This window comes from Nonomuraea solani, from assembly GCF_900108335.1.
GTDB lineage: Bacteria > Actinomycetota > Actinomycetes > Streptosporangiales > Streptosporangiaceae > Nonomuraea > Nonomuraea solani.
Map to the genome: position 1 here is coordinate 152,727 of NZ_FNVT01000014.1, position 25,722 is coordinate 178,448.

24 protein-coding genes are annotated in these 25,722 nt (G+C 71.9%); 8 read left to right on the forward strand and 16 right to left on the reverse strand.

Features of this window, described 5'->3' with window-relative positions; genetic code table 11:
- Positions 1-42 precede the first annotated feature (42 nt).
- A complete protein-coding gene (locus C4V41_RS39190; protein ID WP_103961059.1) occupies positions 43-750 on the forward strand; it encodes a ThuA domain-containing protein in 708 nt (235 codons plus the stop codon).
- Complete coding sequence (locus tag C4V41_RS39195; RefSeq protein WP_103961060.1) at positions 735-1,817, forward strand: Gfo/Idh/MocA family protein; 1,083 nt, start codon at positions 735-737, stop codon at positions 1,815-1,817. Before C4V41_RS39190 ends, C4V41_RS39195 begins: the two co-directional genes overlap by 16 nt.
- A 62-nt stretch (positions 1,818-1,879) precedes the next feature.
- Here C4V41_RS39195 and C4V41_RS39200 read toward each other — a convergent pair whose 3' ends face one another.
- Positions 1,880-4,327, reverse strand: coding sequence for a hypothetical protein (locus tag C4V41_RS39200; protein ID WP_146103951.1), 2,448 nt, complete (start codon positions 4,325-4,327; stop codon positions 1,880-1,882).
- Positions 4,328-4,423: 96 nt separating this feature from the next.
- Positions 4,424-5,182, reverse strand: coding sequence for an alpha/beta hydrolase (locus C4V41_RS39205; RefSeq protein WP_103961062.1), 759 nt, complete (start codon positions 5,180-5,182; stop codon positions 4,424-4,426).
- Between the two features lie 125 nt (positions 5,183-5,307).
- Here C4V41_RS39205 and C4V41_RS39210 point away from each other — a divergent pair, with 125 nt between their 5' ends.
- Positions 5,308-6,870 carry a hypothetical protein gene (locus C4V41_RS39210; protein WP_103961190.1) on the forward strand — a complete coding sequence of 521 codons (1,563 nt, stop codon included), beginning with the start codon at positions 5,308-5,310 and terminating at the stop codon, positions 6,868-6,870.
- Positions 6,871-6,932: 62 nt separating this feature from the next.
- Positions 6,933-8,324 (forward strand): amino acid permease, encoded by a 1,392-nt coding sequence (locus C4V41_RS39215; RefSeq protein ID WP_103961063.1) that lies wholly within the window; start codon positions 6,933-6,935, stop codon positions 8,322-8,324.
- Between the two features lie 106 nt (positions 8,325-8,430).
- Here the strand turns inward: C4V41_RS39215 and C4V41_RS39220 are convergent, their stop codons facing one another.
- Positions 8,431-9,465, reverse strand: a complete 1,035-nt coding sequence (locus C4V41_RS39220) for an AraC family transcriptional regulator (protein WP_235030658.1) — start codon at positions 9,463-9,465, stop codon at positions 8,431-8,433.
- Positions 9,466-9,547: 82 nt separating this feature from the next.
- Between C4V41_RS39220 and C4V41_RS39225 the strand changes: the two genes are divergently transcribed.
- Positions 9,548-10,390 (forward strand): NAD(P)H-binding protein, encoded by an 843-nt coding sequence (locus tag C4V41_RS39225; protein ID WP_103961065.1) that lies wholly within the window; start codon positions 9,548-9,550, stop codon positions 10,388-10,390.
- Positions 10,391-10,411: 21 nt separating this feature from the next.
- Here the strand turns inward: C4V41_RS39225 and C4V41_RS39230 are convergent, their stop codons facing one another.
- Entirely contained in the window at positions 10,412-11,104 is a 693-nt protein-coding gene (locus C4V41_RS39230) for an RNA polymerase sigma factor (RefSeq protein ID WP_200824518.1), read from the reverse strand.
- A 193-nt stretch (positions 11,105-11,297) separates the two neighbouring features.
- On the opposite strand from C4V41_RS39230, the gene C4V41_RS39235 reads away from it, so the two are divergent.
- On the forward strand, positions 11,298-11,537 hold the full coding sequence (locus tag C4V41_RS39235) for a sigma-70 family RNA polymerase sigma factor family protein (RefSeq protein ID WP_103961066.1): 240 nt from the start codon (positions 11,298-11,300) through the stop codon (positions 11,535-11,537).
- Here C4V41_RS39235 and C4V41_RS39240 read toward each other — a convergent pair.
- Positions 11,512-12,090, reverse strand: coding sequence for a helix-turn-helix domain-containing protein (locus tag C4V41_RS39240; protein WP_103961067.1), 579 nt, complete (start codon positions 12,088-12,090; stop codon positions 11,512-11,514). The genes C4V41_RS39235 and C4V41_RS39240 overlap by 26 nt on opposite strands.
- Positions 12,091-12,182: 92 nt before the next feature.
- Between C4V41_RS39240 and C4V41_RS39245 the strand changes: the two genes are divergently transcribed.
- Positions 12,183-13,766: an FAD-dependent oxidoreductase gene (locus C4V41_RS39245; protein ID WP_103961068.1), complete on the forward strand. Its 1,584-nt coding sequence runs from the start codon at positions 12,183-12,185 to the stop codon at positions 13,764-13,766.
- On the opposite strand, the gene C4V41_RS39250 is transcribed toward C4V41_RS39245, so the two are convergent.
- The 3 genes from C4V41_RS39250 to manA all read right to left on the reverse strand — a co-directional run bounded on the left by C4V41_RS39250 (position 13,744) and on the right by manA (position 15,854).
- Positions 13,744-14,373 carry a flavin reductase family protein gene (locus C4V41_RS39250; protein WP_200824519.1) on the reverse strand — a complete coding sequence of 210 codons (630 nt, stop codon included), beginning with the start codon at positions 14,371-14,373 and terminating at the stop codon, positions 13,744-13,746. The two genes, C4V41_RS39245 and C4V41_RS39250, sit on opposite strands and share 23 nt — an antisense overlap.
- Positions 14,374-14,398: 25 nt before the next feature.
- On the reverse strand, positions 14,399-14,590 hold the full coding sequence (locus tag C4V41_RS62260) for a hypothetical protein (protein WP_160150538.1): 192 nt from the start codon (positions 14,588-14,590) through the stop codon (positions 14,399-14,401).
- Between the two features lie 109 nt (positions 14,591-14,699).
- Entirely contained in the window at positions 14,700-15,854 is a 1,155-nt protein-coding gene (manA, locus tag C4V41_RS39260) for a mannose-6-phosphate isomerase, class I (protein ID WP_235030659.1), read from the reverse strand.
- Positions 15,855-15,953: 99 nt separating this feature from the next.
- On the opposite strand from manA, the gene C4V41_RS39265 reads away from it, so the two are divergent.
- Entirely contained in the window at positions 15,954-16,568 is a 615-nt protein-coding gene (locus C4V41_RS39265) for a TetR/AcrR family transcriptional regulator (protein WP_103961071.1), read from the forward strand.
- Here C4V41_RS39265 and C4V41_RS39270 read toward each other — a convergent pair.
- The 8 genes from C4V41_RS39270 to C4V41_RS39305 form a co-directional block, all read right to left on the reverse strand.
- Positions 16,565-17,887 carry a cytochrome P450 family protein gene (locus C4V41_RS39270; protein WP_103961072.1) on the reverse strand — a complete coding sequence of 441 codons (1,323 nt, stop codon included), beginning with the start codon at positions 17,885-17,887 and terminating at the stop codon, positions 16,565-16,567. The genes C4V41_RS39265 and C4V41_RS39270 overlap by 4 nt on opposite strands.
- Before the next feature lie 3 nt (positions 17,888-17,890).
- Positions 17,891-18,979, reverse strand: a complete 1,089-nt coding sequence (locus tag C4V41_RS39275; protein WP_103961073.1) for an NAD(P)/FAD-dependent oxidoreductase — start codon at positions 18,977-18,979, stop codon at positions 17,891-17,893.
- Entirely contained in the window at positions 18,976-19,905 is a 930-nt protein-coding gene (locus C4V41_RS39280) for a cucumopine synthase-related protein (RefSeq protein ID WP_235030660.1), read from the reverse strand. Before C4V41_RS39280 ends, C4V41_RS39275 begins: the two co-directional genes overlap by 4 nt.
- 71 nt (positions 19,906-19,976) lie before the next feature.
- On the reverse strand, positions 19,977-20,933 hold the full coding sequence (locus tag C4V41_RS39285) for a hypothetical protein (protein ID WP_103961075.1): 957 nt from the start codon (positions 20,931-20,933) through the stop codon (positions 19,977-19,979).
- 66 nt (positions 20,934-20,999) lie between these two features.
- The gene (locus tag C4V41_RS39290) at positions 21,000-22,415 is read right to left on the reverse strand and encodes an RICIN domain-containing protein (protein ID WP_103961076.1); all 1,416 of its coding nucleotides are present in this window, start codon (positions 22,413-22,415) and stop codon (positions 21,000-21,002) included.
- A gap of 27 nt (positions 22,416-22,442) precedes the next feature.
- Positions 22,443-23,264 (reverse strand): carbohydrate ABC transporter permease, encoded by an 822-nt coding sequence (locus tag C4V41_RS39295; RefSeq protein ID WP_103961077.1) that lies wholly within the window; start codon positions 23,262-23,264, stop codon positions 22,443-22,445.
- Positions 23,261-24,250, reverse strand: a complete 990-nt coding sequence (locus tag C4V41_RS39300; protein WP_103961078.1) for a carbohydrate ABC transporter permease — start codon at positions 24,248-24,250, stop codon at positions 23,261-23,263. Before C4V41_RS39300 ends, C4V41_RS39295 begins: the two co-directional genes overlap by 4 nt.
- Positions 24,247-25,533: an ABC transporter substrate-binding protein gene (locus C4V41_RS39305; RefSeq protein ID WP_103961079.1), complete on the reverse strand. Its 1,287-nt coding sequence runs from the start codon at positions 25,531-25,533 to the stop codon at positions 24,247-24,249. Before C4V41_RS39305 ends, C4V41_RS39300 begins: the two co-directional genes overlap by 4 nt.
- Positions 25,534-25,722: the final 189 nt, after the last annotated feature.

Here is a 25,722-nt window from a genome sequence, read left to right on the forward strand (position 1 = left end):
CATGATGGACGGGAGACGTCCCCCCGAGTGATAGGCGATTGCATGGCAGGCGAACACACGCGTACGGCCCTCGTGGTGCGAGGCGGCTGGGAGGGGCACGCCCCCGTGGCGGCCACCGACCTCTTCGTGCCCTTCCTGGAGAAGAACGGCTACGAGGTGCGGCTGTCCGGCAGCCCCGCCCCGTACGCGGACCCCGCGTTCATGTCCGAAGTCGATCTCATCGTGCAGTGCTACACCATGGGCGCCATCGAGCCCGGCCAGCTCAAGGGCCTGCGGGCGGCGATCGAGGCGGGCACCGGGATGGCGGGCTGGCACGGCGGCATCGCCGACTCCTACCGCGACTCCTCCGACTACCTGCACCTCATCGGCGGCCAGTTCGCCTGCCACCCCGGCAAGGACCCGGCGGAGGAGGGCGCCGGAACCGAGGCCCACAACTTCGTCCCCTACACGGTCAACATGCTCCCCGAGGCGGCCGAGCACCCCATCACCGCGGGGATCGGTGACTTCGACCTCGTCACCGAGCAGTACTGGGTGCTGACCGACGACTACATCGACGTGCTGGCGACCACGACGCAGAAGGTGCGCCCGTGGGACCCCTGGCACCGCGAGGTCACCTCGCCGGCCATCTGGACCCGGCGCTGGGGCAGCGGCAAGATCTTCGTCGCGACGCCCGGGCACAGCCTCGACGTGCTGCGGGACGACAACGTGCGCACCATCATCGAAAGGGGGCTCCTGTGGGCGAGCCGGTGAACGTCGGCATTGTCGGATGCGGCGCCATCTCGGCGCAGTATCTGCAGACCATTGACCGGTTGCCGCAGGTGCGCCTGGTGGCGGTCGCGGACCTGGACCTTGAGCGGGCGCGGGCGGCGGTGTCGCCGTATCCGGAGGTCGAGGTGCTGACCGTGGCGGAGCTGATGGCGGATCCGCGGATCGGGGTGGTGCTCAACCTGACCATTCCGGCCGCGCACGCCGAGATCGCCCTGCTGGCCATCGCGGCGGGGAAGGACGTCTATTGCGAGAAGCCGCTGGCCGCGACCGGTGAGGACGCCCGCGGGGTGCTGGCGGCGGCCGCTGAGGCGGGGGTGCGGGTCGGATGCGCGCCGGACACCGTCCTCGGCACCGGCACGCAGACCGCGCGCGTGGCGATCGACGACGGCCTCATCGGCCGGCCGGTCGCGGCGACGGCGACGATGATGACGCCCGGCCACGAGCGCTGGCATCCGAACCCCGACTTCTACTACGTCCCCGGCGGCGGCCCGCTCCTCGACATGGGCCCCTACTACATCAGCAGCCTGGTGACGATGCTCGGCCCGGTGGCCACGGTCATCGGGGCGGCCAGCCGCACCCGGTCCAAGCGCACGATCGGCTCCGGCCCGCGCCAGGGCGAGGAGATCCCCGTCACCGTCGACACCCACGTCACCGGCGTGCTCGTGCACGCCTCGGGGGTGCTCTCGACGCTGGTCATGAGCTTCGACGCGGCCGCCACCCAGGCGCCCAGGATCGAGGTCCACGGGGAGAGGGGCTCGCTCGTCGTCCCCGACCCCAACCACTTCGACGGGCCCGTCCTGCTGTCGGGCGTGGGTGACGACGGCTGGCGCACGCTGCCCGAGTCCGCCGGGTACGCGGGCGCCGGGCGCGGCGTGGGCCTGCTCGACTTCGCCGGCCCCGGGGAGCCCCGGGCGGGCGGGACGCTGGCCTTCCACGTGCTCGACGTCATGGAGTCACTGCTCGCCTCGGCCCACTCCGGCCGTTCCGTCGACATCGGCAGCACCTGCGAGCGCCCCAAGCCCGTCGCCCTGGTGACGGCCGGCGACTAGCGGCCGGCTCCGCCCCCTCGGCGCGTGAAACGGGGGCGGAGCCGGTTCTCGCACAAGACGATTCACAGGCTGAGGACGTTCCGTTCCTCCGCTGATCGGTGGGCCAGCAGGGTGATGTGGCGGCCGAGCTCCGCGTCGTCCCAGTAGCCGGTGTGCGCGCCCACCTTCGGGAGCGGCTGGCCGTACAGGAAACGGCTGGTCGGCGGGTCGGGCAGGCGGTGGTCGACGTCGCCGCGGACCGACACCGGGCCGCCGATGTAGTCGGTGTCGCACCAGAAGTTCCGCCAGCGGGCCACCTTGATGTCGGGGCCGTGGGCCAGCCGGTCGAAGAGCGCGTCGTCGAAGTAGGCGGGGAAGCCCCACGCGTACAGGGTGCGCAGCGGCGCGCCGAACGTCACCAGGGTGACGTGGTCGCCCTCCGGGCGGGAGCGGGGCTGGGCCAGGGCCGCGACGGCGATGACCGAGCCCTGGCTGTGCGCCGCGACGAGCGGCAGCCCGCCGTTGTCGTGCAGCCACCACAGCCGCCGCTGCAGATCGGGCACGGCGCGCTCGGCGTACGACGGCGGCGCCAGCGGATGCGAATGGCGCGGCCAGAACGTGGCCACGTCCCAGAGCACGCCGATCATCCGGCGGTTCTCCTCGTGCCGCCACCCCCGCCACAGCAGGCCCAGCAGCACGACCGGCAGCAGCGCGGCGACGAAGGAGCTGACGGTGGTGAGCCGGTCGGAGTTGACCGGCAGCGGGCTCCGCGACCAGATGCGCGACTGGATCCACGCGAACAGCACCAGCCCGACCACCACCAGCGCGGTGAGCAGCAGGTCGAGGTCGCGCGGCACGTGCGCCAGCCGCCGCGCCCTGGCCACCCGGCGCGGCCACCCGCCGATCAGCCGCTTCTGCCAGGCGGGCCGCTCGCCGCCGGCGACCGTGGACACCCACCACTCCGGGTCCATCGCGTGCGCGGCCTCCCTGAGCCGGTACTCGTCCCGCACGGCCCGCTCGCCCCGCGCCCCGCTGATCCACCAGCGCAGCCCCTGGTAGACCGTGAAGGCCAGCACCAGCAGCAAGGGGACCACGATCAGGTACGGGGTGGCGTCCCCGATCATCGGGAACACCGCGATCGGCACCGGGCCGTGCGGCTCGGCCGCGCACAGCCCGCCCACGGGCCCGTGGCACGGCCGGACGTCGCCCAGCAGGTCCGCCACGCCCAGCAGCGTGGCCAGCATGAACGTGTTGAGCGCCGCCACGGCCAGCCCGTGCACCACGAACGGCGCCGCCCACCGGAACGTCCCGCCGCCGTCCGGCCGCGCGGAGACCACCCCGAGCGCGCCGACGACGATGCCGAGGCCCGTGCCGATCCAGATCCACGGGCTGCCGGTCTCCCAGGCCGACAGCAGCAGGATCCCGGCGGTCAGCGCGCCGGTCACCAGGAGGGCGCGCAGGAGCAGGCGGAGCCGGTTCGGCCTGGTCCACGCGGCCGCGACGAGCGTCGCGAGAATGAGGAACAGGGTGGTGAAGACGATCCCGTACACGCCGTCCATGAACACCTGCACGCCCGGCAGCTCGTGCGGGCCCGTGATCGCCGGATCGGGCTGCGGGCGCGTGACGGCGACGACCGCGGCGATCACCATGGCGACGCCCGCGAGCCCGAGAAGAGCCCACGAGAGCCGGCGGCTCGCGGTGTCGGCGGCGAGCGCCGGCACGCATCCCGTGGCGACCGCTACGGGCAGGGCCAGGACGAGCCACGGTACGGCCACCGGCGAGACGCTGTGCGCCGTCCATCCGACCAGCGCCGCGACGAGGGCGACGGAGCCCGCGACGTGCAGGCGGGTCAGTGTCCTGGTGTAGTCGACGTCGTTCCAGAACGCGGGGTCCGACAGGCCGCGGAACGTCCGCCGGTCCACCTCCGGCCGCTCCTTGCCCTCCTCGGGGCCGGCCGGTTTGACCTGGTCGTAGCGGTTCTGGGAGGTGTACGCGAGGACGTACAGAATGGCGATCACCAGCAGCGGCACCACCGCGCCGGCCAGGATCCGCACGGCGGGCCGGTCCTGCGGCAGCTCCGAGAGCGGCCACCACCGCGCGCACGCCTCGACGCCGCCGCACTGGTAGGCCACGTAGTCGATCGGGATGACGGCGGCCAGCATGACCAGGTTCAGCGTCAGGGCGAAGGAGGCCAGCCGGGCCGCCCAGCGGAACAGCCGGAACCGGACCGGGCGGTCGGGCAGCCAGGCCGGGAACATCCTGGCCGCCATGTTCGCCAGCGCGAACGGCAGCAGCAACAGCCAGAGCACCCGCCACGAGCTGCCGGAGGTCAGGCCGCCCCACGAATACGCCTCGACGTGCCGCCCGTCCTGGTCGGCCGTGCGGTAGAAGCCGGCGATGCGGTCTCCCGAGACCCGCATGGGCGTGAGATCGTCGAGCAGCGCCTGCGGCGAGGTGCCGCCCACCCCGTGCAGGCGCAGCTCGGTGACGCCGGACAGGGCGTCGGGACGGGAGGCCATTCCTGAGGGCACGACGCGTCACCTCCTCCGCGGCAGGACTCAATGATGAGCCGCGCGGGCGCGACGCGCATGAGTAGGGGGGTGCCTGGTTTCACCAGGCCGGCCGCTTTACCAGCCCCGGCCCTGCAGGAAGGCCGCGCAGCGCCGGGTCCAGTCCGCGGGCACCGGGTCCGACTCGGCCAGCCCGAGCCCGTGCCGGCCGCTGGGATAGATGTGCACCTCCTGCGGGATCCCGTGCCGGGCCAGCGCCTCCGACACCCGCAGCGTGTTCTCGACCGGCACCGCCTCGTCGTCGGCGGTGTGCCACAGGAACATCGGCGGCGTCGCGGCGCCGACCCGCCCGGCGATCGACAGCTCGGCCCTGGCCGGCTCGGGCGCGTCCGCTCCCAGCAGGTTGCGCGCCGACCCCTCGTTAGCGGCCGGCCCGGTCAGGACCGTCACCGCGTAACACAGCACGGCCAGATCCGGCCGCGGGTCGGCGGCGTCCACGGCGTCGTGCGGCCCCTCCGCCAGCATCGGCCCGGACTCCGTCGCCAGCAGCCCCGCCAGATGACCGCCCGCCGAGAACCCCAGCACGCCCACCCGCCCCGGATCCACCCCGTGCGCCGCGGCGTGGTGCCGGACCCAGCGCACCGCCCGCGCGGCGTCGAGCAGCGGCAGCGGATGCCGGTGCGGCGCGATCCGGTAGCGCAGGACGAAGGCGTTGACGCCCAGCGAGTTGAGCCACCGCGCGACCGGCTCTCCCTCATGATCGGCGAGATGCCCGTAGCCGCCCCCGGGGAACACGATCACGGCCGGGCCGGGACCCACGGGGTACGCGGTGATGCTCGCCTCGCCGGTCGCGGGCCACAGGGGGTGCTCGGTCATCTCACGCCTTTCCGGTTGCTCGACGATGGATGCTAGCGAGTGCCCAACCTAGGGAAATCCCCGGGTGACCTCCTGGCGCTACGGCGGCCCTTCCGGGCCTACAGTGCGGCGGGAGGTCGATGGCGATGGCAGAGAAGATCCCGGATGACGTCAAGATCACGCGGACGGCACGCGAGCCGAAAACCGATCCCACGCTGGGCGTCAAGGTGCCGATGACCCCACGGGGACGGCCGCCGCACCGGCTGGTGACCATCGGAGACTCGCTGTTCCACGGGTTCCAGAGCGGCGCGGTGTACCAGACCGACCTGTCGGTTCCGGCGATCATCGCGTACGAGCTGGGCGCCCTTGGAACGTTCCGCTTCCCGTCCTACGGCGGTCCCGGCGGCCTGCCGATCAACATCGAGCTGCTGCTGCGCGAGCTGCAGGATCGCTACGGCGAGCAACTGAGCTGGTGGGAGGTCCCGCTCGCGCTGTTCTCCGGCCGCCAGTGGATGGACGTGCTGGAGGACTACTGGGAACGCGGCCCCGGCTCGGCGGTGCCGCACCTCAGCGGCATCAACCACAACCTGGCCATGTACGGATGGGACCTGCGCGACGCGCTCGACCAGACCGTGCGCGGCTTCCTGAACCGGCTGGAAGAGCCCAACGACGGTTTCCTCGACCAGATCGTCCAGAACGCAGGCGAGCGGGCCGCCCTCCGGGTCTACCCGGCGCAACCGGTGGACGGGCGCGACAGGACCGTCTTCCAGCTCGCCGCCGAGCTGGGCGCGCAGAAGGGGGACGCGGACCACGGCATCGAGACGCTCGTGGTGTTCCTGGGCGCCAACAACGCGCTCGGCGCGGTCACCCGGCTGCGGGTCGTCTGGAGCAAGGACGGCTTCAAGGACCTGACTCGCAAGAAGGACTTCACGGTCTGGCGGCCCACCCACTTCAAGGCCGAGCTGGAGGCCGTCCAGGACGAGGTACGCCGCGTCGGCGCCCGGCACGTCATCTGGTGCACTGTGCCGCACGTGACGATCGCGCCGATCGGTCGCGGCGTCGGGCCGAAGATCGAGCCGGGCTCGCGCTACTACCCCTTCTACACCCGGCCGTGGATCTCCGACCGGAGCTTCGACCGGAACCGCGACCCCAGCATCACGGCCGTCGAGGCCCGCGCCGTGGACAGCGCCATCGACCAGTACAACGACGCCATCACCGACGTCGTGCGCCGGGCCCGCGGCGACCGCCTCGACTGGTACCTGCTCGACGTGGCCGGCCTGCTCGACCGGGTGGCCGAACGCCGTTACATCGAGGATGCGCTGGCCCGGCCGGGGTGGTGGACGCCGTACCCGCTGCCGTCCGTGCTGGACGCGGTGGACCCGCCGCTCACGTCGCGCTTCCTCATGTCCGACGGGCAGGGCGGGCGCGCCGCCGGCGGGCTGTTCTCGCTGGACGGCGTACACCCGACCACGGTCGGCTACGGCATCCTGGCCCAGGAGATCATCCACGTCATGCGCAAGGCCGGGGTGCCGTTCACCCGGCCGGACGGGACGACCCCGCGAGCCGATCCGGTGACCGTCGACTTCGCCCGGCTGCTGCGGCGCGACACGCTCGTCGCCCGCCCTCCGCAGAACCTCGCCTCCGGGCTGGGCGTGCTGGCCTGGGCCGACGAGACGCTCGACGTGCTGCGGCGCGCCCTCCCGTTCTGACCCCACCGGATTAGTGAACGCCCAGGTGGGAAGGTCCGTAGACGACCGGCAATGGGGGCGTCATGGTCACTTCTGGAAGCGTGTTCAGGCGCAAGCCGGTGGAGCAGATCGCCACCGAGCACGAGGGCGAGCTGTCCAGGTCGCTCGGGCTGTGGCAGCTCACCGCGATCGGCATCGGCGGCATCATCGGGGCGGGCATCTTCGCCCTGGCCGGCGCGGTCGCCAACGAGACTGCCGGGCCCGCCGTGCTCGTGTCGTTCCTGATCGCGGGCATCGCCAGCGCCGCCGCGGCCTTCTCCTACGCCGAGTTCGCCGGCCTGATCCCGAAGGCCGGCTCGGCCTACACCTACGGCTACGCGGTCCTCGGCGAGATCGTCGGCTGGCTGATCGGCTGGGACCTGCTGCTGGAGTACACCGCCATCGTCGCCGTCGTGGCCATCGGCATCTCCGGCTACTTCGGCTTCCTCGTGCAGGAGCTCGGCGCCGGGCTGCCCGCCTGGATGCTCGGCGCGCCCGGCAGCGGCGAGGGGCACGTGGTGGACCTGTTCGCGATGGTGTTGTGCCTGCTCATCGCGTTCCTGCTGAACCTCGGCATCCGCGCGGCGGCCCGGTTCGAGACGTTCGTGGTGGCCATCAAGATCGCCGTCGTGCTGCTGGTGGTCGTGGTCGGCTTCTTCTACGTCAACACCGCCAACTACACGCCGTTCTTCCCGTTCGGGGTCGGCGGCGCGATCACCGGGGCCGCCACCGTGTTCTTCGCCGTCTTCGGCTACGACGCGATGAGCACCGCCGCCGAGGAGTCGCGCGACGCGCAGCGGCACATGCCGAAGGCGATCATCTACTCGCTGGTCATCTCCATGATCCTGTACGTGCTCGCGACCCTCGTCCTCACCGGCATGCAGGACTACCGGCAGATCGACCCGGAGAGCGGCTTCTCCTCGGCGTTCGCCTCCGTCGGCCTGTCGGGGCTGGCCTCCGTGATCGCGGTGGGGGCCATCGTGGGCATCCTCACGGTCATGTTCACGTTCATGCTCGGGGTCACCCGCGTGTGGTTCTCGATGAGCCGCGACGGGCTGCTGCCCGCCTGGTTCGCCAAGCTCCATCCGGTACGCCGGGTGCCCACCCGCGTCACCTGGATCGTCGGGGTGGCGTCGGCACTGATCGCCGGGTTCCTGCCCATTCGTGAGGCGGCGGAGCTGACCAATATCGGGATCCTGCTGGCGTTCGTGGTGGTGTGCGTGGCGGTGATCGTCCTGCGCTACCGGCGTCCCGACCTGCCCCGCACGTTCCGCACCCCGGGCATGCCGGTGGTGCCGGCCGTCGGGGTGGTCTTCTCGATCTGGCTGATCACCTTCCTCGACCCGCTGACGTGGCTGCGCTTCGCCGCCTGGTTCGCCATCGGCCTGGCCGTCTACTTCGCCTACAGCCGCCGGCACTCGGCCCTGAACCCCTGACCCGCCGCTGGCCATCGGCCGCCCGTCCTCGGCCGCTCGCGCGGTGGCGGCTGGGCCGAGGCGCCCGGCATCTCGTGCGTGCGGCGGCCGGGAGGAGCTCTTCGGATCAGCGCCGATCCGGGACGCCCGGCTGCCTGCGTTCCGTCGGGGTCATGCCGTAGATGCGCTTGAAGGCCACACTCAGTGCGAACGCGTTGGCGTACCCGACCTGGCGGGCGATCGCCGCGACCGTGGCGTCCGTGTCGCGCAGCAGGTCGGCCGCCAGCGCGATCCGCCAGCCGGCCAGATAGCGCATCGGCGGCTCGCCGACGTGCTCGGCGAAACGGCGGGCGAACGCCGCCCGGGACGTCGCCGTCTTGGCCGCCAGGCTCGCCACCGTCCACGGGTGGGCCGGGTCGTCGTGCAGCAGGCGCAGCGCCTGATCGACCGCCGGGTCGCCCGTCGCCCGATACCACCCGGGCGCCCGCGCCCCCGGCCGGTCGAACCAGCTTCTGAGGGTGGACACCAGCAGCAGGTCGAGCAGCCGGTCGAGCACCACCTGCTGCCCCGGCACCTCCTTGGCCACCTCACCCGCCACCAGGTCGAGCAACGCCCGCTGTCCGTCCGCCACCACCAGCACCCGGGGCAGGGCACGAAGCAGCCGCTCGCTCACACCACCGGCGTACGCGCCGCCGAGCAGCAGCGCGGGCCCATCGGGACGCTCCCCGCAGGTCCGAGCCGCCAGTGGTCTCGCCTCGGGCGCGCAGTAGTCGTCGGCGGTGACGACGTGGCCGGGCGGTGTGTCCGGCGAGCCGGCCACCGTGAACGGCACCGAGCCACGGACGATCGCGACGTCCCCCGCATTGAGCCACAGCGGCTCCCCGCCACCCACCGCCCCAGCGTCCATGTCGCCCGCTCGTGCCTCCGTCGCACGGGGTGTCCGCGCCGAACCCCCGGTGGGCATGGCGCGGGTTCGTGGGGCATGGCCCGGCGTCGGCCGCGCCTCGCCCGGGGTCAGCCACGCCTGGTCCCGCAGCATCGCGATCAGCGTCAGCGGGGCGTTCGTGGCGAATTCGAGTGACCACGGCGGCTCCAGCACCGCCTGCCCGAACAGCGCGCCCCGGGCCTTGACCCCGTCCATCAGGCGGGCGAACACGTCCACGCCGAACACCCTAGACGCTCGAACATCCGGGCGAGCCGCACGGACATGGCCCCCAGGCAGGTCCCGGCCGTTGACTGGGTTCATGACTGAGAACACGATCGTGGTGGTGGGCGGTACGGGCACGACCGGCAGGCGGGTCGCCGCCCGGCTGCGGGACATGGGGGCGGCCGTCCGGGTGGCCTCGCGCTCCGGCGAGCGGCGCTTCGACTGGAACGACCGCGGCACCTGGGACCACGCGCTGGAGGGGGCGCGGGCGGCGTACGTGGTGCCGTTCGACGGCGCGCTGCTGACCCGCCCGTTCGTCGAGCGGGCCGAGGCGCTGGGCGTACGGCGGCTGGTGCTGCTGTCGGGGCGCGGCGTGGACGTGCCCGGGTACGCCGACGGCTCCGGCACGGTGGGCGCGGGCCACATCGACGGCGAGAGCGCGGTGCGCGGCAGCGGGCTGGCGTGGACGATCCTGCGGCCCGGGTGGTTCGCCCAGAACTTCAGCGAGGGCTTCTTCCGCGACGCGGTCCTGGCGGGCGAACTGAGGCTGCCCGCCGCCGGCGGGGCCGCCAGCTTCGTGGACGCCGCCGACATCGCGGACGTCGCCGTCGCCGCGCTCACCGGAGACGGGCACGAAGGGCGCACGTACGAGCTGTCCGGGCCCCGCGCCCTGACGATCGCCGAAGCGGTCGCCGAGATCTCCGCGGTGACGGGCCGGACCATCCGGTACGTGCCGCTCTCCCCGGAGACGTACGTGGCCGAACTGATCGCCCAGGGGTGGCCGGAGCGCGAGGCCGGGGAGTTCGCGGGCGCGGTGGCCCCGATCCGGTCCGGTCTGGACGCCCACCTCTCCGACGGCGTACGCCGGGCCCTGAGCCGCGAACCCCGCGACTTCACCACCTTCGCCCGGGCGGCCGCCACAGCGGGGGCCTGGGGTTAGACCCGTTTCCCGCACGCCCCTTCACCGCCCGGTCAGGTAGTCCTGTTCTGCCGCGTTTCCGGTCAAGGCCGGCGCCTCCCGGTAGGCCGTTACCGCCTCCGCGTCCCGGCCCAGACGGTGCAGGAGGTCGGCCTTGGTGGCGGGCAGGTAGCGGTAGCCGGTCAGGCGGCCGTCGCGTTCGAGTGCCTCCACTTCGGCCAGTGCCGCCTCAGGGCCCTCCACCATGGCCAGGGCCACCGCGCGATTGAGTGCGACCACGGGTGACGGCCAGACCCGCAGCAACTCCCCGTACAGGATGAGGATCTGTGGCCAGTCCGTCTCCGCATAGGTGGGCGCCTGGGCGTGCAGGGCCGCGATGGCGGCCTGCAGCGTGAAGCGCCCGGGTGGGCCCGCCGTCAGGGACGCCACCAGGAGCCGGTCGGCCTCCGCGATCGGCTCCTGCTCCCAGGCCGAGCGGTCCTGCTCCTCCAGCCGCAGCAGCCGCCCGTGGCCGTCGGTACGGGTGGCGCGGGTGGCGAAGTGGCCCGGTGGCTCCCACACCGTCACGGTGCCACCGCCGCCGCTCAGCCCGCGCTCGGCGCCACCGGCGCGCGGCTCGTACGCGATCTCCCAGAGCCACCCGGCGCTCTGCCGGGTGATCCCGTCCCACGTCCGCTCGGGCGACGCGGGCAGGACGTCCTCCCACCGCACCTCGAACCGCCTGGTCGTCATCATGCTCCCTCGTCAAGGGGCCGCCTTCACCGGCCCGTCCACTTCACCGACACGCGGGGACGGCGGTAATCGACACCTCTCCCGAAAAATCGTCACATCGGGTGGCTGCTGAACGTCAATGCTGTGTTGAAGCGCTACGACGAGGTGGAGCCCCGCATGAACGAGCACCACTTCCTGGCCGATCGGTTCGGCGCGGGTGGCCGGCCAGGCGCTGACGTTCCGGCGGCAGTCGTCGTCCACCGGGTATCCGGCGCTGGTCAACGGCATGGCGGGCGTCGTCACCACGGCGGACGGGAAGCCGTCGGCCGTCATGAGCTTCACGATCGTCAACGGGCGCATCGCCGTCATCGACATCCTCGCCGGCCCGGACCGCCTGGCCCGGCTCGACCTGGCGGCGCTCGAAGACCGAACTACTTGGCGATGGGGCGGGCCTTGACGTGCATGCGCTCGCCCTGCGGGCCGAACAGGGCGAGCACCTCGGCGGGCTCGTCGTCCGGGTTGACGAACGCGTGCGGCGTCCGGGTGTCGAACTCCGCCACCTCGCTCGCCGAGAGGATCACGTCGTGCTGCCCGAGCAGCAGCCGCAGCCGCCCGGACAGGACGTAGAGCCACTCGTAGCCCTCGTGCACCTGCTGCTCCGGCTCGTAGCCCGGCCAGTGCGGCGGATAGATCTGCTTGTACGCCTGCATCCCGCCGGGCCGGCGGCTCAGCGGAATGTACGTCATGCCGAACCGCTTGTCCGGCCGCATGTGCACCCGCGGATCGCCGGTCACCGGCGCGTCGATCAGCTCGTCGAGCTGCACCTGGTAGGCCCGCGCCAGTTGCAGCATCAGCTCCAGCGTCGGCCTGCGCCGCCCCGATTCCAGGCGCGACAGGGTGCTGACCGAGATGCCGGTGCTCTTGGAGAGCTGCGCCAGCGTCGTCCCGCGCTCCTGGCGCAGGCTCCGCAACCGCGGGCCCACCGCTTGGAGCACTTCCTCGAGATCCATGCCTCCTAGCTTGCCATTCCGGCAACGAAATTTGTCAATTCGCCGGCTCCTGGCGGACAGTGGCGCAGCGACTGAAAGAGAGAGGAACCGCGATGTACGACGTGATCGTGATCGGCGGCGGGGCCGCCGGGCTGGGCGGCGCGCTCACCCTGGGGCGGGCCAGGCGCAGCGTGCTGGTGATCGACTCGGGGCAACCGCGCAACGCCCCGGCGAAGGGCGTGCACGTCTATCTGACCCGGGAGGGCATGTCACCGCTGGACCTGCTGGCCGCCGGCCGTGACGAGGTGGCCGGATACGGCGGCGAGATCATGACCGGCACCGTGACGGCGGTGGAGAAGGCCGGCGGCCGGTTCCGCGTCGTGCTCGGCGACGGCGCCACCGTCGAGGCGGCCCGGCTGCTGGTGACCACCGGCCTGGTGGACGAGTTGCCCGCCGTGCCGGGGCTGGCCGGGCGGTGGGGCCGCGAGGTGCTGCACTGCCCGTACTGCCACGGCTGGGAGGTACGCGACCAGCCCATCGGCGTCCTGGCCACCGGGCCGATGTCGGTGCACCAGGCGCTGATGTGGCGGCAGTGGAGCGACGACGTGACCTTTTTCGTCCACGACCGGCCCGACCCGGGCGACGAGGCCCGGGAGAAGCTCGCCGCCAGGGGCATCACCGTGGTCGAGGGAGAGGTGACCGGCGTCGAGGTGACCGATGACCGGCTCACCGGCGTACGGCTGGCGGACGGCCGCGTGATCCCCCGTCAGGCGATCGCCGTCGCCACCCGCATGACCGCCCGCGCCGGGTTCCTGGCCGATCTGGGGCTGGAGACCGCGGAACTGGAGATGGGCGGCCACGTCATGGGCACCTACATCCCGGCCGACCCGTCGGGCGCGACCAGCGTGCCGGGCGTGTGGGTGGCGGGCAACGTCACGAACCTGGTCGACCAGGTCATCTCCGCGGCGGCGGCGGGCGTCCGCGCGGCCGCGGCCATCAACGGCGACCTGATCAACGAGGAGACCGAGGCCGCCGTCACCGCCCGCCGGGTCTACCGGGCCCATGGGGACCACGACTCCTCCACCCCGGAGGAGTTCTGGGACGCCCGCTACGGCCAGAGCACGCGGTTGTGGAGCGGCGACCCCAACGTGGGGCTCGTCCGCGAGGCCGCGGACCTGCCGCCGGGCCGCGCCCTCGACCTGGGCTGCGGTGAGGGTGCCGACGCCATCTGGCTCGCGTCCCGGGGATGGCGGGTCACCGCCGCCGACGTCTCCGGCGTCGCCCTCGACCGCGCCGCCGTACACGCGGAGAAGGCCGGTGTGGCGGAGTCGATCGACTGGCAGCGGCACGACCTGGACCTCTCGTTCCCCGAGGGCCGCTACGACCTCGTCTCCGCCTCCTACCTGCACCCACCGGCGAAGCGGTCCTGGGAGAAGATCCTGCGCTCCGCGGCGGCGGCGGTCGCGCCCGGCGGCGTGCTGCTCGTCATCGGGCACACCGGATGGCCGTCCTGGGAGGCCGAGCGCGGGACCGGCACTCACTTCCCGACGCCGCAGGAGGTGTTCGACGACCTCGAACCGGCGGCGGGGGAGTGGGAGCCGCTGGTCGGCGAGGAGTTCGAACGCGCCCAGAACGGCCTCGACGGCCGCCACGGGACCCGCAAGGACTACGTACTCAAGCTCCGCCGCCTGCGCTGACCGAGGCCGTCTGGCTGCGGTAGGAGTGGCCGAGCTCGGGGCCGAGACCGAAGTAGTGGCGGAAGTTGTAGATCAGCGGGCTCCAGGCGGCCGGGTCCACGTGCTGGGTGCCGGGCACGACGATGCGCGGGTCGGCGTGCACCTTGGAGACGGCGGCCTCGGCGATGACGAACGAACCCGAGACGTCCCCGCGCACGCTCTCCGCCCTGGCCTCGAACTGCAGCGGGCAGCCCGCCACGCGCGGCGGGCGCACGCCGTCGGAGGGTTCGGCGCGCAGGCCGGCGGCGGCGAACTTGTCGGGCTCGAAGCGGCAGCCCGCCGGTTTGGTCGCCGGTACGGGGTCGCGGCCGGTGAGCGGCGCCAGGCGCTCCACCGCGGCCCACTGGTGCGGCGCGGGCAGGTTGATCACCAGGTCGGGGCGCTGGGCGAGGTTGCGCGCGGTCTGGCCCTCGGGGCCCAGGCCGAGGACGATCACCTTGCCCAGCGCCCACGCCGACGACATGGGCGCCAGGTTCCAGGAGCCGTCCGCGTTCTCGGTCGACAGCAGGACGACCGGGGTTCCGAAGTACAGGATGTTCGGCTCGATGGTCATGTGGTCCGTGGTCATGGACCGCAGCCTAGGAACGGGACGTTCAAGCCCCGGCCGAAGCGTGCCCGGCCTTCGACTGGGCGTGCAGGGCCTCCATGGCCCGCACGAGGGCGAGATTCGCGGCGTTGAGCTGGCGTACGTGCTCTTCGAGCTGGTTCACCCGCTTCTTGAGCGCCAGCAGCTCGGCGTCGAGCACCGGCGCTTCCATGACCATCCGGCCACCGATCATCTTCATCCACCTCCACAATGCGGACAAGTTCGATGGTGGCCGCGTGTCGCCCCCGTGCATAGCGGTAAAAGTCTGGCTTTACCGGGACTTGTGGCACTATTTCCTGATAAAAGATCTACAATGTAAAGGCCCCGGGCTCGGCGCGGTACGCGACGCCCTTGCCCGACAAGATCGTCGAAGGGGCACCGGCCGGAACGAACGCCGACTGGCCGGGCCGCAGGGACACCTCACCGACCACGGCCTCACCCTCGATGCAGACGACGATCTGCGGCACTCCGCCGGGCAGGGTGTGCGTGCCCAGGTCATAGCGGGTCAGCGCGAACTCGGGGGCGGGCGGCCGGTAGGCGTGCTCGCCGGGGGCCCCGCTCTCGGGCGCCACGACGTGCGGGTCCGACGGCGTGAAGTCCACCACGCGCATCAGCTCGGGCACGTCCACGTGCTTGCCGGTGAGCCCGCAGCGCAGCACGTTGTCGGAGTTGGCCATGATCTCGACCCCGATGCCGCCCAGATAGGCGTGCGGCACCCCGGCACCCAGATAGAGCGCCTCGCCCGGCTCCAGCGTGACGTGGTGCAGCAGCAGGGCGGCCGCCACGCCCCGGTCGCCGGGACAGGCGCGGGCGATGCCGGCGTACACGGCGAAGTCGTCGGAGTCGAGCAGGGCCCGCTCGATCTCGGCCCGCAGCGGCGCCGAGCCGTCGTCGAGCATCTCGGCGAACACGGTGCGCACCGCCCGCGCGGGCTCTTCGGTCCTGAGGGTGCCGATCCAGGGCCGCAGGCCGGGCAGGCCGAGGCGGTCGAGGAGGTCCGCGGTGGCGGCGGGCGCGCGGAACCCGCACAGCCCGTGGAAGGGCGTGATCGCGCAGACCATCTCGGGCTTGTGCGAGGCGTCCTTGTACGTACGCGCGTAGTCGTCCAGCGGCACCCCCCGAGCCGTCTCGTCGGCGAACCCGGCCCGCGCCTGCTCGATCGTCGGATGCACCTGCAGCGACAGCGGCCGCGCGATGGCCAGCACCTTGAGCAGGTAGGGCAGCACGGGCCCGAACCTGGCGGCGACCGCCTCGCCGAGCGTTCCGGCGGGGTCGCGGGCGATGAGCTCGTTCAGCGGGAGCCCGTCCACGGTCGAGGGGTCGCCGGGGTGGGCTCCCATCCAGAGCTCGGCCTGGGGCCGCCCGGTCGGCTCGGTCCCGAAGAGCTCGGGCAGGGCGGTGACCGACCCCCAGTCGTAGGGGCGGATGGTGGTGGCCAGGCGCATGGGCGCGGTCTGTGGCACGGCGTGGGCTCCAATCGTCGGAATGGAGCGTAGAACGGGTTCGGCGCGTCCGCGCGACCGGGGGGCGTACGCTATACATCGGTACAGTAAAGTATACAAATGACCGTACCCGATCCCGAAGACCTGACCGCCCGCGCCCGCATCAGGGACGCCGCGATGCGCCACATCGGCGAGCACGGCTTCGAGCGGGCCACGATCCGCGGGATCGCGGAGAGCGCCGGCGTGTCGCTGGGCCTGGTGCGCCACCACTTCGGCTCCAAGCAGGGCCTGCGCGAGGCGTGCGACCAGCACCTGATGAAGATCATCCGCCGCCTGCACGAGGAGGCCGAGCACGCCGCGCCGGGCGCGCCCGGCCTCAACCCGATCGCCGCGATGGGCCCCTACCAGGGCTACATGGCGCGGGCGCTGACCGAGGGCTGGGCGGGGCCGCTGTTCGACGAGATGGTGCGGATCGGCGAGCGGTGGCTGGCCGAGGACGACGAGAAGCGGCCCGACCCGCCCGCCACCGACCCGAAGACGCGCTCCACGCTGATCGCGGCGATGGCGCTGTCGGTCGGGGTGCTGAGCCGGCACGTCGAGCGCGGCATGGAGATCGACCTGACCACCCCGGAGGGGCAGGAGAAGCTCATGCTCGCGATCCTGGACGTCTACTCCCGCCCCCTGCTCACCCCCGAGATGGCGGCCGCCGCCCGAGCCGCCCTGCGCAAACCCTAGCGAGCGCGCGGGCCCAGCAGGACGGGCATGGTGCGGGTGCTGTTGCCCAGCAGCGTGTCCAGCGGCGGCAGCTCCTCCGGCGGCACGGCGAGCGTCATGCCGGGGAACGCCCCGAACAACGCCCGCAGCGCGATCTCACCCTCCAGCCTGGCCAGCGGCGCGCCGAGGCAGAAGTGCGGCCCGTGCCCGAAGGCCAGGTGCGTGACCTGCGGGCGGGTGATGTCGAACCGGTGGGCGTGCTCGCCGTACTGGCCCGGGTCGCGGCCGGCGGAGGCGAAGCAGGCCAGCACGGGCTCCCCGGCCCGCAGGCGCACGCCGTCGATCTCCAGGTCCTGCACGGCGTAGCGCATCGGGAAGTACGCGATCGGCGAGTCCCAGCGCAGCGTCTCCTCCACGGCCGCGCTGTAGGGGCACTGCCCCGAGCGCAGCAGGTCGAGCTGGTCCGGCGAGCTGAGCAGGGCGCCGATGGCGTTGGTGATCAGGTTGACGGTCGTCACGTGCCCGGCGATGAACAGCAGCTCGATCGTGGCGAACAGCTCGTCCTCCGACAGCCGCCCGCCGTCCTTCTCGTGCAGCTCGAACAGGTCGGAGATGAGGTCCTCGCCGGGCGTGCCGCGTCGTGCGTCGATGATCTGGTCGAGCAGCTCGCGCAGCCGTTCGCGCAGGGCGGGCGAGTCCTCCAGGCCGCCCACCTGGGCCACGGCGTCGGTGAGCCGGTGCAGCTCGTCCTGGTGGGCCTCCGGGATGCCGATCAGCTCGGAGATGACCTCGCGCGGCAGCGGATAGGCGAACTCCAGCCGCAGGTCCACCGGCTCGCCGGGCGGCATCTCGGCCAGCCGGTCGATCAGCCGGTCGGTGAGCTCCTCGATCCGGGGGCGCAGGCCGTTCAGCCGGCGTTGTGAGAACGCGGCGGTCAGCGGCATGCGCAGCCGGCGGTGGCGCTCGCCCTCGGCGTTGAGCATGGACGTGTCGGTGACGATGCGATCGATGGCCGAGCCCGGCGGCATGGTGTCCCGGCGGCCCCAGTGGTGCAGTTCTCTGGACATGCCGGGATGCGTGAGGACGGTCATGAGCGTCTCGTACCGGGTGGCGGCCCAGACCGGGCAGCCTTCGGCGCTCACGGGCACCAGCGGCCCGGCCCGCCGCAGCCGGTCGTTGTCGGCGTGCATGTCGGGCGTGGCCGGATCAAGAACAAAACGGCCGTCACCCGTGTGCGTGGCCGGGCCGGGGCCGACGTCCGGGCCGGGGCCGGGTTCGAGGTCCTGGCCGTCGCCGTGGCGGGCGGCCGGGTCGAGGTCGGAGCGGCTGTCGTCTGCCATGGTTCACCCCGTTCGTCGCGGGCCGACCGCCAGCGCGGTCACGTCGAAGCCGGGATCCTGTCCGAGATAGAGGTCGCGGACGAGCTCACCGGCGGCCGGCGCGTTGCACAGGCCGTGACCGGAGAAGCCGGTCGCGTACAGGAAGGCCGGCGGCCCCGGCTGGTGGCCGACGAAGGCGGTCTTGTCCGGGCTGGCGTCGCGCAGGCCGGTGACGGCCGTGTGCAGCGCGACCCCGGCCAGGCTCGGGTACGTGGCGGCGACCTGCACGGCCACGTCCCGCCGCCACGACTCGCGGTCGGGCCCCGGATAGCCCATGCCGATCAGCATCCGGTCGTCGCGCACCCGGATCAGCAGGCCACTGGCGGCGTGCAGGGTGACCGGGACGTCGGGCGTGCCGGGCGGCAGCGGGTCGGTGGTGAGCAGCTCCTGCTCGATCGGCTCGATGAGCGGCATGTCCACCCCGGCGCACCGGACCAGCGAGGCCGACCAGGCGCCGGCGGCGCACACGATCGCGTCGGCGGCGATCTCACCGTCGGCGGTCTGCACGCGCCCGGCCTCCGGGTCGATGGCGGTCACCGGGCAGCCGGTACGCAGCGCCGCCCCGGCCTGCTCGGCCGCCCGCGCGTAGGCGGTGACGATGGCCGTGGTGTCGGAGATGTAGGCGTCCGGCGAGTACGCGGCGGCCTGGAGCGGCAGGTCGCCGATGAGCGGGTTGCGCCGCCTGGTCTCCTCCGCGCTGATCAGCCCGACGTCGACCCCGGCCGCGTGCTGGGCGGGCAGGTCGGCCTCGAAGGCGGCCACCTGCTCGCGCTCGGTGAACAGCACCAGGTAGCCGACCTGCCGCAGCGGCAGCTCGGTGCCCGGCCTGCTGGGAAAGGCGCGATAGGCGTCGAGGCTGCGTACGGCCAGCGCCGAGCTGATGGCGTTGCCCGCGAAGTAGGAGCGCACCACGTCGGCGGTGGCGCGCGAGGCGCCGGAGCCCAGCGTGCCGCGCTCCAGCAGCGTCACGTCGGCCCCGGCCTCGGCCAGGTGGAAGGCGATCGACAGGCCGATGACGCCCCCGCCGATCACCACCACCCGTGACCCTGTCATGCCGGGGTCCCCTGGATCCTGCGCAGGTGCTCGCCCGCCTGCCACGGGAACAGGTGCAGGTTCCAGCCGCCCAGGCAGTTGCAGTAGAGCGCCATGTGCCCCATGACCGCGATGAAGTCCTCGTGGCTGTTCAGCCGCTCCAGCCCGGTCAGCAGCCGCTGGGTGAAGTCCCACAGCCGGTCCAGGCCGCAGTAGCCGAGGAACTCCGCGGGCGTGTGGGCGAGCTGGCGGGTCATCTGGCGCAGCCACGGCATCGGCATGCCGTCCAGGGCCGCGCGGACGAGGCCGCCGTAACAGCTGTAGCCGAGCGGCCGGGTCTCGCCGTTGACGAACAGCAGCGTGGTCAGCACCGTCTCGTAGCTGCCCGCGCCCGACGGGATCCGGCCCTCGTGCAGGTCGAGCAGCTCGCGCGGCGGGTCCAGCCAGATGCGCTCGGTCTCGGCGTGCACCTCCTTGACGAGCTGGTTGAGCTGCGGGTCGCCGACGGGCATGCGCGGCAGGTCGTGCCCGCCGGGGCCGCCGGCGCGGCGCACCTCGGCCATCACGGGCTCCTTGGTGGCGTAGACCGAGTGCCACACCTCGCGGCCGGCCTGGGCGAGCGCTTCGAGGTCGGACTCGTCGACCTGGCCGACCGGCGTGGCGGTCATGGGTTCGGTCAGCTCGCCGTACTTGATGCCGAGGTGCTGCAGCCGCGAGCAGAACAGGGTGCCGTCGGGGACGGTGCGCCGGTCCACGCGGTACTCCGCGGGCGCGTGCAGCAGCGTATGAACCGGGGCGAGGTGGTACAGGTGATACCCGGCGACGAGGGCATGACCTTGCAGGCTGCGGTAGGGCAGCGCGTCCCACAGGCACGTGGCCAGTGAGGGGTTGCGCTGATCGAGTTCGGCCCCCACGGTGATGCCGAGGCTGGGCCAGGCGATTTCCACACGCTTAGATTCGTTCACAGTACGTCACTCTATCGACACAAATCGTGACGATAGAGGGAGGGTACGGCTATTTACCGGGACATGACCTCATCTGGAGGCGCCCAGATCGACGCCGGGTCCACGTACGGCCGGATCAGGGCGCTGAGCACGGGGTCGGCCCGGCCGGTGAGCTCGTCGAGGGCGATCTTGCGGGCCACGCCCGCCATCACGTCGGCCACCTGCACCCGGTCGTCCAGCATCGAGTCGACCAGCCGCAGCCCGGCCATCCGGCCGCCCGAGATCTCCCGCATCTGCGCCACGCGCTCGTCGGTCAGCGTGGTCTGCCGGTCGTGCACGACCAGGACGGGGCCGCCCGCGCCCCAGTACGTCACCGCCCGCACGATGGCCGGGATGAGCGGGTCGAGCGCCGGGAACACGTAGGGGTCGCCGAGCAGCCGCTCCCTGAACGACTCCACCCGCGGCCTGGCCCGCCACAGCGACTCCATGATCTCACCCGCCGGGCCGCCCGCCCCGCGCAGGCCGTCGACCAGGCGGAAGGTCTCCTCGACCGACGTGGTGACGCCCTGGCCGTTCTTGGCGCGCAGCAGGTAGTTGAACGCGTCGAGGAAGGCCGTCCACCGCTCGGGCCCGAACGTCCGCCGGCCCTCCCGGTAGAGGGCGGCGGCCGTGGCCCCGGCGCGCGGGTCGAGGCCGATGCGCGGCGTGTGGTCCTCGACGAGCAGCTCGGCGACCTTGCCGGCGACGTAGTAGATCTTGTCGGTGAGGAAGACGTGCACGTTGCCCAGCACCGGCCCGTCGGGGCTGAGCAGCCACAGCAGCGCCGGGCGGTACTTCTCGCGCAGCACGTGGCCCGCGCGGTATTCGTTGGCCGGGGTCGGTGCCCGTTCGCGCAGCTCACCGACGCAGTCGGACGCGGTCGCGGCGTCCATGAGCACGCTGGCGTGCGCGAAGACGTCGCTGTTGCCGCCGACGAGCTTCTCGCCCTCCGACCCGGACTCGTCGCACGCGATCTCGAGGGGTTCGGCCACATCAGCGAATCTAGCTCTGGTCCCGGCCCGCCCGCGAGGTAATTTCGGGCGGGCCGGGAGCGGCCGTCACAGCGGGGTGCGGGTGAACTGCTGGTTCTGGCCGCCGCCGCAGGGATACTGCTTGAACTGCACATCGTTGGCCGTGGACGAGCTCGGCAGGTCGGCGCACTTGCCCGAGTGCCTGGCGACCAGCCGCAGGTAGCCGCCGCCCGCGTCCTGGAGGGTCCACTGCTGGTTGGTGCCCGTGCCGCAGCCGTACTGCTGCAGCGCGGCCCCGTCGGCGGTGCTGACACCGTTGACGTCCAGGCACTTGGCCGAGTGGCGGGCGATGATCTGCACGTGGCCGCCGCTGATCGACTGGATCCGCCACTGCTGGTTGGTGCCGCCGCCGCAGGTGTACTGGATGACGGCCATCAGGTTGTCGCCGGAGGCGTTGCGCACGTCGGCGCACTTCCCGGAGTGCCGTACGGTCAGCCGGTCGTAGCCGGAGCCCGTCGAGGCGATGGTCCCGGCGGCGGCGTCGATGGTGACCTGGCGCGCGTAGGTCAGGCTCATGCCGGTGTTGCCGGAGAACTGGATCGGCAGCCACACGTACCGCGAGTCGTTGACGGGGCCGCCCCACGCGCCGGCCCATCGGTCGCCGAGATACAGGTACGACGTGCCGGACGTGCCCTGCACCGGCAGCACGTACGCGGGCTGGGAGCCGAACGTGAGCCCGTCGCCCGCGTTCTGCCAGGCGCTCCAGGTGCCGGTGATGCTGGTGGCGGTGGCGTATTTGGCCTGGTTGGGCTGCCAGCCGGTGGCGCCGGAGGTCAGCAGGAAGTAGACGCCGTTGCGCTTGAACATGGCCGGCGCCTCCCGGTGGTCGCCGTCCCACATGCGCGCCAGCGTGGCCACGTCGGTGAAGTCGGCGCTCAGCCGGTAGACGTGCAGGTCGTAGTTCTCGTCGGCGGCCGAGATCATGTAGCCGGTGCCGTCGGTGTCGACGAACGCGGTGATGTCGCGCGACATGTGGCCGAGCGGCCGGAAGCTGCGCAGATAGGTGTAGTTCCCGTCGACCGTGTTCGACACGGCCACCGCCGCCCGCGCCTCGCCGTAGTCGCGGCCGTTCTCCTTGTGCATCCACATGACGTACTGGCCGGTGGCGGGGTTGAAGATGACCTTCGGCCGCTCGATGTTGGCCACCTGCAGCTCGGTCGCGCTGGACTGGGTGAGCACGTGGTTGCGGAACTCCCAGGTGCGCAGGTCGGTGGAGCGGTAGGCGGAGACGTAGCGGAAGGTGCCGTCGGCGTTGCGGTTCTCGCCGAACCAGTAGTAGTACGAGCCCGCCTTCACCACCCCGCCGCCGTGGGCGTGCAGCAGGTTGCCCGATGTGTCGGTGAACTGGGCGCCGACCGGCACGGTGACCGGAGCGGCCCGCGCGGGAAGCGCGGGTAAGAGGGCGAGGACGAGTGCGGCGAGCAAGGGTAGGACGCGGGACATGGTGCTCCTCTCAGGGGGTCCAGGGGGTCAGCCCTTGATGCCGGTCAGCAGGACGCCTCTGACGATCCACCGCTGCGCGATGAGGAAGAGGGCGACCAGGGGCAGGATGGCCACGAGCGCGCCGGCGAACAGCGCCGGCATGTTGACCGCCTGCTGGTTGAGGTTGGTGGACAGCGCCACCTGCACGGTCCAGAACTCCGGGTCCTGGCCGATGACCAGCGGCCACAGGAAGGCGTTCCAGTGCTCGATGAAGGACAGGATGCCGAGCGAGGCGAACAGGGCGCCGGAGTTCGGCAGCGCCAGCCGCCCGTACAGGCCGAGGTAGCCCAGCCCGTCGACCCGGCCCGCGTCCTCCAGCTCGCGCGGGAAGCGCAGGTAGAAGCCGCGGAACAGCAGCACGGAGAACGCGCTGAACAGGCCGGGGACGATCAGCCCCCACATCGTGTTGACCCCGCCCAGCGACCCGACCACCACGAACGTCGGGATGAACGTGGCCGCGCCCGGCACCATCATCGTGGCGATGATGAAGAAGAACACCGGGCGGGAGGCGGCGACGGGGATGCGGGCCAGGGCGTACCCGGCCATGGAGGCCAGCAGCGTGGCCAGCGGCGCGGAGATCGCGGAGATCAGCGTGGAGTTCCACAGCGCGTGCGCCAGCGGCACCGCGTCGTTGGAGAAGGCGTCGGTGAACCCCTGGAAGCCGATCTGCTCGGGCCACCAGTGCCAGTCCAGCGAGCCCAGCTCCCGCCTGCTCATCAGCGAGTTGCGGACCAGCAGGTAGAACGGCAGCAGGAACGGCACCGCGAAGACGATCACCGCCGCGTACGAGCCCAGACGCCGCCCCCTCATCGCCCCTCCTCCTCAGCGGTCCTGCCGAACCCGGCGAAGCGGCCCTGCAGCAGCGTGAACACCACGATCAGCACGGTGATGACGAACGCGCCCGCCGACCCGGCGCCGTAGTTCTGCTCGCCGAGCGCCGTCAGGAACAGGTAGATCAGCGGCGTGCGCCCGTCCGCGCCGCCCAGCCCCGACAGGTTGGAGGCCAGGATGTTGTAGAACTCGTCGAACGCCTGGAACGCGTTGATGATCAGCAGCAGCGTCACCGCCACCGACGTGTTGCGCAGCATCGGCCAGGTGATGTGCCGGAACAGCCTGATCTCCGACTCGGCCCCGTCGACGCGGGCCGCCTCGTAGAGCTGGGCGGGAATCTGCTGGATCCCGGCCAGGAACAGGATCATGTAGAAGCCGGTCTGCAGCCACAGCCGCACGGTGACCAGCACGATCCAGTACAGCGGCGGGTCCACGGTGGCCACCCAGCCGATCGAGTCCTGGTAGCCGAGCAGGTAGGCCAGGCTGTTGGCCACGCCCGACGGGGTGCCGCTGAACAGGCTCATCTTCCACACGAGAGCGCCGACCACGTACGACACGGCCGCCGGGATGAAGAACGTGGTCCTGAAGAACGCCCGGCCGCCGCGCAGCCGGTTCACCAGCACCGCCAGGCCCAGCGCCAGCACGAACGTCACCGGCACGATGAACAGCGTGAACAGCAGGATCGTGACCAGCGACCGGATGAAGGCCGGGTCCGACAGCAGCCGCTGGTAGTTCTCCGTGCCGTTCCAGTTCCCCAGGCTGATCGTGCCGCGCGCGTCGTTGAAGCTGAGCAGCAGGCCCCAGCCGATCGCTACGTACTTGAAGACGAACAGCCCGGCCACCATCGGCAGCGTGAGCAGCAGGAACGCGCGCCAGGCCGGCCGGCGGCCGGCCCACCGCCCCGGCGCCCGGCGGCGGTGCGGCCCGCGGGTGCGGGGACGGGCCGGCGTGGCCGTCGTCGTCATAGCACCGGCACCTTGTCCAGGATGTCCTGCGACCGCTTGGCCGCCTCGGCCAGTGTCTTCTTCGGGTCGGCGCCCTTCTTGACGATCGCGGTGACGGCGTCGGTGTACGGCTGCCGCACCTCGGTCGTCCACAGCGCCGGCTGCTTGATGCCGTGGGCGGCGACGGCGTCCATGACCGTCTTGGCCGGCCCGCTCTGCAGCTTGGTCGCCTGGCTCGCGGCGCTGTTGCGGGGCGGGATGTGGAAGCCGTAGCCCAGGCTCCAGTCGGTCTGCGCCGCGGTGTTCTCCACCCACAGCCAGCGCACGTACTTCTTGGCCGCCTCCAGGTTGCGGCTCTTGCCGTTGATGACCTGCACCCAGCCGCCCATGTTGACCACGGCCTGCCCGCCGGGGCCGAACGGCGGCAGCGCGAAGGCGTCGAAGTCGTCGCCGAGCTCCTCGGTCAGGCCCGGAACCGTCCACAGGCCCACCCACTGCATGGCCGCCGCCCCCGTGATCAGCGCGCCCGGGTCCCACCAGTCGGTGGAGTAGCCCTGCAGCGTGGCCTTGCTGTCGTACAGGTCCTTGACGGCGGTCAGCGCCTCGACGACCTTGGCGTCGGCATAGGTGATCTTGCGGTCGTCGATCAGCAGGTTGCCGTTCGACCACGGCACCATCTGGCCCAGCGAGCCGACGCCGTCGTTGCCGACGAACAGGCCCTTCTGCTTGCCCTGGGTGAGCTTCCCGGCCGCCGCGGCGAACTCGGCGAAGCTCGTCGGCACGGTGACGCCGGCCTTCTGGAACAGGGACTTGCGGTAGAAGACCAGCATCGGGTCCACGATCATCGGCACCGCGTACACCTGGCCGCCCCACGTGTACGGCTCCAGCACCTTGGCGTTGTAGTCGGCCTTCTCCGCGCCGAACACCTCCTCCAGCGGGGTGACCTGGCCGGCCTTGACCATGTTGGGGCTGACGTCGTTGACCTCGTAGACGTCGGGGCCGTCCTGGGTCAGCACGGCGGCCGTCCACTTGGTGCCGTAGTCGCCCGGGATCCAGGAGACCTTGACCGCGATGTCGGGGTTGGCCTTGGTGAAGTCGGCGGCGTACTTCATGGCCGCCTGCTGCGTGCCCTCCTCGCCGTACTCGTGGTACCAGTGCGTCAGCGTGATCTTGGGGGCGCCGGCGGCGGGCGCGGAGCCGGTCTTGGCCAGCGGGTCCGCGGTGGAACACGCGGAGACGGCGGCTCCGGCGACGAAGAGCACGGAGCCTTTGAGCAGTCCGCGGCGCGTGAGTGGTCTGTTCATCGGGGCCACCTCTCTGGGGGGAGTGAGTCGGTGCCGATGCCAGGTAACCGGTTACTTCAGACGTCGTGACGCGGACGCTAGACGCGATCCTCCGGGGTCGTCAATGTCCTGTTAACTTTTCGTTACAAACCCGCTCAAGCCGGGGTTGACGGACGGGGAGGGATCTCTTAGCGTCCTGGGCACCGCTGA

Bases quoted from the DNA above. Each gene is read 5' to 3' on its own strand.
- C4V41_RS39265 (WP_103961071.1), top strand. From the start codon at position 15,954: ATGACCGTACCCGATCCCGAAGACCTGACCGCCCGCGCCCGCATCAGG.
- C4V41_RS39240 (WP_103961067.1), bottom strand. From the start codon at position 12,090: ATGGATCTCGAGGAAGTGCTCCAAGCGGTGGGCCCGCGGTTGCGGAGC.
- C4V41_RS39250 (WP_200824519.1), bottom strand. From the start codon at position 14,373: ATGACCACGGACCACATGACCATCGAGCCGAACATCCTGTACTTCGGA.
- C4V41_RS39205 (WP_103961062.1), bottom strand. From the start codon at position 5,182: ATGACCGAGCACCCCCTGTGGCCCGCGACCGGCGAGGCGAGCATCACC.
- C4V41_RS39245 (WP_103961068.1), top strand. From the start codon at position 12,183: ATGTACGACGTGATCGTGATCGGCGGCGGGGCCGCCGGGCTGGGCGGC.
- C4V41_RS39190 (WP_103961059.1), top strand. From the start codon at position 43: ATGGCAGGCGAACACACGCGTACGGCCCTCGTGGTGCGAGGCGGCTGG.
- C4V41_RS39270 (WP_103961072.1), bottom strand. From the start codon at position 17,887: ATGGCAGACGACAGCCGCTCCGACCTCGACCCGGCCGCCCGCCACGGC.
- C4V41_RS39300 (WP_103961078.1), bottom strand. From the start codon at position 24,250: ATGACGACGACGGCCACGCCGGCCCGTCCCCGCACCCGCGGGCCGCAC.
- C4V41_RS39275 (WP_103961073.1), bottom strand. From the start codon at position 18,979: ATGACAGGGTCACGGGTGGTGGTGATCGGCGGGGGCGTCATCGGCCTG.
- C4V41_RS39295 (WP_103961077.1), bottom strand. From the start codon at position 23,264: ATGAGGGGGCGGCGTCTGGGCTCGTACGCGGCGGTGATCGTCTTCGCG.
- C4V41_RS62260 (WP_160150538.1), bottom strand. From the start codon at position 14,590: ATGAAGATGATCGGTGGCCGGATGGTCATGGAAGCGCCGGTGCTCGAC.
- C4V41_RS39225 (WP_103961065.1), top strand. From the start codon at position 9,548: ATGACTGAGAACACGATCGTGGTGGTGGGCGGTACGGGCACGACCGGC.
- C4V41_RS39210 (WP_103961190.1), top strand. From the start codon at position 5,308: ATGGCAGAGAAGATCCCGGATGACGTCAAGATCACGCGGACGGCACGC.
- C4V41_RS39215 (WP_103961063.1), top strand. From the start codon at position 6,933: ATGGTCACTTCTGGAAGCGTGTTCAGGCGCAAGCCGGTGGAGCAGATC.
- C4V41_RS39290 (WP_103961076.1), bottom strand. From the start codon at position 22,415: ATGTCCCGCGTCCTACCCTTGCTCGCCGCACTCGTCCTCGCCCTCTTA.
- C4V41_RS39305 (WP_103961079.1), bottom strand. From the start codon at position 25,533: ATGAACAGACCACTCACGCGCCGCGGACTGCTCAAAGGCTCCGTGCTC.
- C4V41_RS39230 (WP_200824518.1), bottom strand. From the start codon at position 11,104: ATGATGACGACCAGGCGGTTCGAGGTGCGGTGGGAGGACGTCCTGCCC.